The organism is Rhodopseudomonas sp., from assembly GCF_048594845.1.
Lineage (GTDB): Bacteria > Pseudomonadota > Alphaproteobacteria > Rhizobiales > Xanthobacteraceae > Rhodopseudomonas.
This window is the reverse complement of record NZ_JBMDXE010000121.1, coordinates 1-7,615: the sequence shown is the minus strand read 5'-3', so window position 1 is coordinate 7,615 and position 7,615 is coordinate 1. Positions and strand designations below refer to the sequence as shown.

General features: G+C 67.5%; 6 protein-coding genes. 3 read left to right on the top strand and 3 right to left on the bottom strand.

Annotated features, from left to right (window positions below):
- Positions 1–770: methyl-accepting chemotaxis protein (locus tag ACOJTD_RS07490; RefSeq protein ID WP_420132292.1), on the top strand; the 770-nt coding region annotated here is incomplete at its 5' end.
- A 21-nt stretch (positions 771–791) separates the two neighbouring features.
- Here the strand turns inward: ACOJTD_RS07490 and ACOJTD_RS07485 are convergent.
- Both ACOJTD_RS07485 and ACOJTD_RS07480 read right to left on the bottom strand, forming a co-directional pair.
- Complete coding sequence (locus tag ACOJTD_RS07485) at positions 792–1,709, bottom strand: efflux RND transporter periplasmic adaptor subunit (RefSeq protein WP_420132291.1); 918 nt, start codon at positions 1,707–1,709, stop codon at positions 792–794.
- 91 nt (positions 1,710–1,800) lie between these two features.
- Entirely contained in the window at positions 1,801–3,699 is a 1,899-nt protein-coding gene (locus ACOJTD_RS07480; RefSeq protein ID WP_420132290.1) for an AsmA family protein, read from the bottom strand.
- A 222-nt stretch (positions 3,700–3,921) separates the two neighbouring features.
- Here ACOJTD_RS07480 and ACOJTD_RS07475 point away from each other — a divergent pair, with 222 nt between their 5' ends.
- Entirely contained in the window at positions 3,922–4,602 is a 681-nt protein-coding gene (locus ACOJTD_RS07475; RefSeq protein WP_420132289.1) for a Crp/Fnr family transcriptional regulator, read from the top strand.
- A gap of 636 nt (positions 4,603–5,238) precedes the next feature.
- Entirely contained in the window at positions 5,239–6,201 is a 963-nt protein-coding gene (locus tag ACOJTD_RS07470; RefSeq protein ID WP_420132288.1) for a restriction endonuclease, read from the top strand.
- Between the two features lie 1,039 nt (positions 6,202–7,240).
- Here ACOJTD_RS07470 and ACOJTD_RS07465 read toward each other — a convergent pair.
- Positions 7,241–7,615: efflux RND transporter permease subunit (locus ACOJTD_RS07465; RefSeq protein WP_420132287.1), on the bottom strand; the 375-nt coding region annotated here is incomplete at its 5' end.

Genomic DNA, 7,615 nt, shown 5'->3' with positions numbered 1-7,615 from the left:
CGACCGAACTCGAAGCCTCGGCGATGTCGCTGACCTCGACGGCCGAACACGCCCAGGAGCTTGCCACCACGGTGGCTGGCGCGTCGGAAGAGGCCTCCACCAACGTGCAGTCGGTGGCGTCGGCCACCGAGGAGCTGTCGTCCTCGGTCAGCGAGATCAGCCGCCAAGTGCAGTCGTCGGCGCGGATGGCCGGCACCGCGGTCGATCAGGCCCGCTCCACCACCGCCAAGGTCGGCGAACTATCCTCCGCGGCGTCGCGGATCGGCGACGTCGTCGAACTGATCACCATGATCGCCGGCCAGACCAATCTCTTGGCGCTCAACGCCACCATCGAGGCGGCGCGTGCCGGCGAGGCGGGGCGTGGCTTCGCGGTGGTCGCGTCCGAGGTCAAGGCGCTGGCGGCGCAGACCGAGAAGGCCACCGGCGAAATCGGCCAGCAGGTGTTCGCCATCCAGGCGGCGACGCGGGAGTCGGTCGATGCCATCGGCGGCATCTCGCGGACCATCGAGGAGCTGTCGGAGGTTGCCTCGACGATCGCGGCGGCGGTCGAGGAGCAGGGCGCGGCGACGCAGGAGATTTCCCGCAACGTCCAGCAGGCTGCCGACGGCACGCAGTTGGTGTCGGCGAATATCGCCAGCGTGCAGCAGGAGGCCACCGAGACCGGCTCCGCCTCCGCGCAGGTGCTGTCCGCGGCGCGGCTGCTGTCCACCGAAGGCAACCGGCTGCGGCTCGAGCTCGACCGCTTCCTCGGCACCGTCCGCGCTGCGTAAATCCAGCAACTCGGCGGCGGATCAGTCCGCCGCCGGCGCCGCGGTGGCGACCACCGGCCGCACGGTGTCGCCTTCGCGCAGCAGCGCACCGGCGCGGGCGACGATGACGTCGCCGTCCTGCAGCCCTTCGCGGATTTCGATGTTGCCGCCGTTCATCAGCCCGACCTCGACCCGCTTGGTCTCGATCGTCTGCCGCCGCACCACCTGCACCACCGTGCCGGCCGAGCTGTAGAGCACCGCGGTGAGCGGCACGGAGATGCCGCAGCTCTCGCCGGTCTTGATCATCGCCCGGCCCGAGGCATTGGCCAGCAGCCGCTTGCTCGAGGTGAGACCGACGAACACGCTGGCGAGCTGGCTGTTGGGCTCCACCGTCGGCGACACCCGCCGCACCCGGCCGTCGAGATCGTCGGTCATGCCGACGATCGTCACCGTCGCGGTCTGGCCCGCGGCGAGCTGCGTCAGGCTGCGGGTCGGCACCTGGCCGACCAGATCGAACTCGTTGCGCGAGATGATGGTGAACAGCGCTTCGCCCTTGGCCGAAGCCGGCGACCCGATCGTCGCGGTCGAGCTCGAGACGAGGCCGGCGACCGGCGCCTGCACGGTGGCGCCGCCGGCGTCGGCGGCGAGCTTCGCCAGTGGCTGGCCCTGCGTCACGGTCTCGCCGGGCTCGACCAGCACCTCGGTCACTTTGGCGCCGGGCCGATCAGGACGCACCGACACTTCGTCCCGCGGGATCACGAAGCCGGAGACATCGACGATCGCCGGAAAGCACGCCTTGGTGGCCTTCAGCACGGTGACGGCCTGGCCCTTCACCGCGTCGGCCTCGGCATCGGCCTCGTCGGCGGCGCGCGCCGGCAGCGTGCCGCAGACCGCCGCCAGCGCCATCGCGCTCGCGGCGCGCAACCATCGTCGGCCGCCCTTCGCCATCATGGGGGTCATCCTCGATCCTTCGTTTGCACGCCAAGTCTACCGCATTGCTCAGCCCGAGGCACGCCTCCGCCCCGCATTCGTTGCGCCCGAACCGCCGGCCTCAGCGGCCGAACAGCTGCTTCATGATCGCGTTCACGTCCGGCGCCGGGTCGCTCCGTCCTGGCGCGGGCGCGCCAGGCGTAGCGCTGCCGCTTTGAAGGCCTTGCTGGATCAGCCGGCCGATGCTCTCGCCGAGCGAGCCGTCGGCGTTCGGGCTAGCGGCGCCGTTGCCGCCGCCGAACGCGCCGAACAGGCCCTTGCCCATCTGCCGCAGCCGCGCGTAGGCGGCTTCGGGATTGTCGAGGATGCCGGCCGTGTCGGGATAGATCCGCGGCGACGCCCAGGGGCCGTCGATCACCACCGGAATGCCGAGGCCGACCGGTTCGGCGGCGGGGCTGACGGGCGTTACGCTCTGGCCTTGTGTCGCCTGGCCCTGCGTCGTCAGCACCAGCTTCGGCTCCACCTTCAGCGCCAGGGCCTTGGCGCCGAGGTCGATCGTGCCGGCCCCGGTCATGCGGACCAGCGGTCCGGCAAGCGCGAGATCGGTGGTTGCGGCCTTGCCCTGTGCGATCCGGAACGAGGCGGCAAGCTCCGTCAGGTCGGTGATCTCGGTGCCGCCGTCCTGCCAGCCGGATAGCGGCGCCGTCGTCAGGCGGCGGATCATCTGCGCGACGTTGACGCCGCGGATCTCGCCGTCGCGCACAGCAACCGATGCTGTGCCGTCGAGTGTCGACATGACGGCGCGCACGCTGTCGCCATCTGCGCGCAGCGTCATCTCGGCCTGCAGCTTGCCGTCGATCCGGTCGAAATCCGCGAGCCCCGCCAGCAGCGGCCGCGCCCGCACGTCCTTGAAGCTGGCCCGCAGGGTGATGGCCGGTGTGCGTGGCCCGGCGTCGATCGCGAGCTGCCCCGCGGCCTCGCCGTCATAGACACCGAGTTGCGCGAATTGCGCCGTCAGCGTCCCGCCGGTCAGCTTGGCGTCGATCGAGGCCGGTGCGAAGTGAGCGGAGCCGAGATTGAGTTCGGCCGCCGACAGCCGCAACTGGGCATCCAGATAGTTCAGGCCCGTCAGGTCAAAGCGTGTATCGCTCCACGGCGCGCCGGCCGGCGCCGGCTGCTTGCGCGGATCGCCGAGATCGAGCCGCTGGAAATCGAGGTCGAGCTTGAGCTGAGGCTTGCCGGCGAGATCGGCGGAGGCCCAGCCGTTGAACGCGCCGGCGCCGAGCGTGCCGGACAGGCCGTTGATCTGCAGCAGCGAGCCGCGCAGCCGCACCTCGGCCTTGGCGGCGATCGGGCCGCTCAGCCAGTCGGGCGCCGCGAAGGCCAGCTCCATCGGCAGCGGTTGGCCATCGCGCGGGGCGTCGGACTTGATCCGGAACGTCGCCGGACGGCCGCCGAGCTGGGCGCCGCCGGTCGCGGTCACGCGGCGCTCCGCATCGACCGCGATATTCGCGTTGAAGCCGTCGATCCGGTCTTCGACGCGATCGGCCGCGTTGGCCATGATCACCAAGCCATCCTGCACGGTCACATGCGCGATCGTCACCTGGTTAGCTCGGGCCGGCATTGCGGGCGGCGGCACGGCAGGGGCGGCCGCGCTGCTGTCGCGGATCAGCGGCACGCGGAGCACCGGCCGGCTCAGCGTCAGCTCGGTGATCCGGGGATCGCCGGAGATCAGGCTGCCGAGTGGTAGCTCGGCGCGAATGCTGCCGATGGTGAGCCGGCGGTCGGGGCTGGGCGCCTTCGGATCATCGAGCGTGACGTCGTTCAGCGTGACGCTGAAGCCGGGAAACAGGCTGACCTTGCTGCTCCCGGCGATCGCGATCCGGTAGCCGGTATCGCGGGCCACGCGGCTCTCGATCGCCGACGTGATCGCGCCGGACGGAATTCCGATGGTGAGCAGCAGCGCCGCCGCGGCGATCAGCACCGCAAGCGCGATGGCGGCCGTTCTGGAAAATCGCATGTCGCTGTCCCGGCTGCGGCGTCCGATACGCCGGTCGTTGGGCCGTGAGTTACCCATTTGTGCGGCCGGATCAGGGCCGGTTCGATCGCGCCGCCGCCGCGTCGGCAGTCAGGGCCACGCCGCCTACGCCAAAAGTCTGTGATCGCAGCCACATTTGTTTTGAACCATTTCGTGTTTTCCGCGGCTAACCGATACGCAACGCAGGGGGAGATGATCATCGCGATGAGTACGCAGGGGGAGTTCGCGGTGATGCTGAAGCTCAATCCCTTGTTCGCCGAATTGGGCAGCGAGGATCTGCAGCGGATCGCCGGATTGTCGCACACGCGCCAGATCGCGGCCGGCGAGGTGCTGTTTCAGAAGGGCGAACGCGGCGACGCGCTGTTCGGTGTGCGGCGCGGCCAGATCCGCATCGAGGCGCCGGCGACCGATGGCAGTCGCCTCACGCTCAATTTTCTCGGCCCGGGCGAGCTGGTCGGCGAAGTCGCCGTGCTGGACGGCCAGAGCCGCACCGCCGACGCAACCGCCGGCGAGCCGACCGAACTGTTCGAACTGCGCCGCGCCGATTTCCTCGATCATCTCGAGCGCGAGCCGAAGGTCGCCGTGAAACTGATCGGATTACTCAGTCAGCGCATTCGCTGGATGAGCGAGCGGATGGAGGAGTCGGTTCTGCAGCCGCTGCCGGTCCGCCTCGCCCGGCGGCTGTGCGCGCTCGCCGCCGAAGTCGGATCGGAAGTGCACATCTCGCAGGAGCAACTCGGCGTCTTCGTCGGCGCCGCCCGCGAAAGCGTCAACCGTCAGCTCCAGACCTGGCGCAAGGACGACATCCTCGACGTCCATCGCGGCCGCATCCTGCTCAAGAACCTCGGCCGCCTCACCGCCGTCGCCCGAAGCCAGCAACGCTGAAAGCACGGGTCGCTCGCGTGCCCGTGGCAGCTCGAGCGCCATCCCCGCTCCGCAGCGCGCTCCTTCTCCCGCCTGCGGGAGAGGGGTGGGGTGAGGGCGACGCGAGCAGTGAGTGAGCGACCTGCCGACGGGCTGTTACTTGGGCGACCCGCCCACCCCGCGCCGCAGCGCGCCCCTCTCCCGCTTGCGTGAGAGGGTTGGGGTGAGGGCGCCCCAGGCAGTGAGTGCGCGCTCGCGGATCAGAGTGCCCTCTCACCCCGCCGCGCTACGCGCGTCGACCTCCACCGCAAGCGGGGGAGGTGCGCTGTGCCTCGCGGCGCTCCCGTCAAAGAATAGCTGACGCTTAGTTAAGTGTAGTGCGACGCGTCAGCCCCGGATCGCAGCGCGCTCCTTCTCCCGCTTGCGGGAGAGGGTTGGGGGTGAGGGCGACGCGAGCAGTGAGTCCGCGCGATCGCGAGAGGAATGCCTTCACCCGGTCCACTCCTCGATCCGGCCTCACCGCCGAACAGGCTTTGCCTTATGGAGTAAAGCCGCATTGAAACTTGCGATGTCATTTCCTACGCTGCAGTCGCGAATTTCAGCCAAGTTGATTTCATCTCCGCAGCTCATCTGGCTGCACCATTCGGCTACTACGCCATGCTTGACCTGCCCCGAGAGGCCATTCGGCGCTGGCTCGTTGATCTCTTCGCCAACGCAGTCAAGCGGTTGAGCAGCAGCGAGGATCGTTTGCAGGCGATCAAGTGGCTCGGCCAGTCCCGCGAGATCCTCGGAAGCGATCTCAACCTTCCGGAAAAGGTTGGACACCTCCGAGCCTTGGTCGATTCGCGGACGGCCGTGAAATTCATCGCGGCGCGGGTCACCGAGTCGGTTCAGAACTACCGGAAATCGAACCTTCCGCTAGCAGTGAAAATCGCGCTTCCCGCAACGCTCGCCGCACTGCCGTTCGTTGGCGGTCAGGCCGCCGGGATCGCCGCTTTCGGAGGCGCAATCGGAGTTCCTGTCCTTTTGCTCGTCTTCCTCGGCACGGCCGGGATCACCGCAATCATCGAAGCTGTCGCAAGAGATCCGAGCGTCCGGCCAGAGATCGCCGAGATCATAGATGTCATCATCGAAGACGAACGTCTGCGGCAAGCCAGTTGGAGAGTGAAGGCCGCGATGCGTGAGCAACCCGTGGATCCGGAGCGATGCGGGACGCCCGAGGACGAGGATTCGCTCCGCATAGCGCTATGTAAGATGGACCCATTCCGGTTTGAGCGCCACGTCATGAGCTTCTTCGAAAGCGCCGGCTTGAAGTCGATCGTCACGCGCAAATCGAACGATCTCGGCGTCGATGGCTTTGCGATCCATGCCGAAGGGCTGATCGTCGTCCAGTGCAAGAGAAACTCCGCCGACAATAAGGTCGGTCGGCCGACTATTCAGCAGTTCAAAGGGGTGATTGAAGAACATCGCGCCTTCCACGGTTTCGTCGTTACGACGTCGACATTTTCCGACGAGGCGCGACAATCGGCATCGATGTCGCAGCGGATCACGCTCGTGGATATCCATTCGCTGGTATCTTGGCACGTCGCCGCCCCCACCTTCGATCTCAGCCAAGGTTAGCATTCATCCTTGACAAAATTCCTACAAGGACTATAGTCCGCCTTAACCCGCCCCGGGGAGAGGGGCGAAACGCGATCGTCACGGTTCGCGGGGCGGGGGGCGATGGACGCGGCAGCGTCAGGCGGGGACGTGACGGCAGGGCGGGCTCCCTTTCATCGAAAGGTCCCGTGAGCCGTCACCGAAGCGCTGACGACCACGCTGCCGCGGACGGCCAAGGCGTGTGGTCCTGATGTCCCGCGTGGCATCAAGCCCCGACTGAGCGACGGCTTCCACCGAAGCCAAGCTCACAAGTCGGACGCGACGGCGACCAAAAACCGTGTCGGGCGCCGGGGAGAGCACGAGATACGCCGTTAACACCATCGCGCGCGGAACGCCGGATGTTTCCGGTGTGACCGTGGTTTTGAACTCGTGTGCTTTTTACTTACGCACACGAGGCCGCGGGTGCATCGGGCACCCGGCGTTCCGCGCGCCCTCTTCCAAGGGAGGGCGACAGGAATGCAGCATAGCTCGGGCGCAATGCGCCGCGAGAATGCGAGCGCGTGGCTAGTTTAATCGCGCTCCGATGCTGATCACACGAAGTGGCTGTTTCAATGACGTGGCTGTTTGAAAATCGAATCGGTTCGACGTGACGGACGAGCGCCCCCGCATTCCTCCACGTCATCGCCCGCGCAGGCGGGCGGCCCAGTATCCCAGAGCATTCGTCGCTCGGCATCAGCATTGCCGCAAGCGCTCTGCAATACTGGATCACCCGCATTCGCGGGGGATGACGACCGAACTCGTGGCAGCGCCTCGCCCCATCCTCCGCCGTCATGCGCGGGCTTGACCCGCCTGCGGGGCCGGAGCCCCTTCGGCGCGGCGAAGGCCCGCGCATCCATCGCGCGCGTCAGCGCGCCGAAAGACGGCGTGTTGCGAGGAGGGGCGTTTCACGAAGAGGATGGATTGCCGGGTCGAGCCCGGCAATGACGGCGTGCCAGTGGGGCGACGTCGTGCCACTAAGTCATCGCCTGCAGCTCAGTATTCGCATATCACCGCTGATGCCTCAGCGCTTCGCTTCGCCCTCCGTCTCCCCGCGGTGGCTGAGCAGTTTGCTGCCGAAACGCCAGACCAGGCGGCCGAGATCGTCCATCATCATGAACACGGCCGGCACGAAAATCAGCGACAGTACGGTCGAGAAAATCAGGCCACCGATCACCGCCAGCGCCATCGGCGAGCGGAATTCGCCGCCGGCGCCGAACGCGAGTGCGCTCGGCATCATGCCGGCGACCATCGCGATGGTGGTCATCACGATCGGGCGGGCGCGCTTCTGGCCGGCGTCGATGATCGCCTCTTCGCGGCTTTTGCCGGCGCGGATCGCCTCCAGCGCGAATTCGACCAGCATGATGGCGTTCTTGGTGACGATGCCCATCAGCATCAA